Origin of the sequence: Pseudoalteromonas sp. G4, from assembly GCF_028875915.1 — a bacterium.
In the GTDB taxonomy this organism is placed as follows: domain Bacteria; phylum Pseudomonadota; class Gammaproteobacteria; order Enterobacterales; family Alteromonadaceae; genus Pseudoalteromonas.
Window position 1 is genome coordinate 1 of sequence record NZ_JAPEHW010000161.1, and the last position, 902, is coordinate 902.

At 37.6% G+C, this 902-nt stretch carries 1 protein-coding gene; it reads right to left on the reverse strand.

From position 1 onward, the window contains the following. Positions 1-2 precede the first annotated feature (2 nt). Positions 3-806, reverse strand: coding sequence for a hypothetical protein (locus ON073_RS20380; RefSeq protein ID WP_274763694.1), 804 nt, complete (start codon positions 804-806; stop codon positions 3-5). Positions 807-902 lie beyond the last annotated feature (96 nt).

Genomic DNA, 902 nt, shown 5'->3' on the forward strand with positions numbered 1-902 from the left:
TTTTATTTGTATCCTAACTGCTCAATAATATACGCGGACTCAATATAATTCTGAGCTTCATTAAATTTACTGATGGCAAAAGTACGATAATCTTCACTTAACATCACCTGCTCAAAATCATCAATAAACTGTTTACCTACATTAGAATCCGAACATGCTAAAAACCCTTTTACAGCTTGCTGGGCTTCTTTAAGCGCATAAACATAATAATCCTTGTTAATAACAGCCTCTGGCTGGCGACTTTTAAATACGGAAGAGTATTCAATGATGCCGTCTAACTTTCCTTGTTTTAACATGACTTCAAGACGTTCGGCTTTGTAACTGCCCGCACCAACATATAAATGCTCACTATGCTTTGCGATTAATAAATCCAATTGTTCACCATAATTTCGCCCTTTAACCACGCCAATATTTAAGCCAAGCGAGATTATTTCAGTTAGCGAAAGTGGCTGTGGCAAGTCTAAATTGCGATTTAATATCAATCGATTTGGTGCATAAACTATTAAAGGTAAGGATGAAAAAACGGCAATTTTTTCACGCTCAGGTGTGCGCGTTTTATTATAAAGACAAACATTATTCTGCTTTGTAACTAAGCGCCACTCACGCTCCCTACTCGCTTGTTGAAAACTAATTTGATACTCGTTCTGTAAGGTATCAGTAACGTAATAAACCAGACTAGAGACGAGATCAACTTTACGATTTCCCTGTTCGGGCATAAGATCCGTGGCAAAAGTAATCTCTTGCTTCGCGACAGTTGCAAAGCTTAGTAATAATAGTGATGTGATTAGAAAGGATATACGACGCAAGTTAAATTCACTACAGTAACACTCTTATTTAACTGTAGTGAATCTTTGCTCTAAAACCAATATTAGCGACGATTTTTACGCGCGCGAGCACGGCGT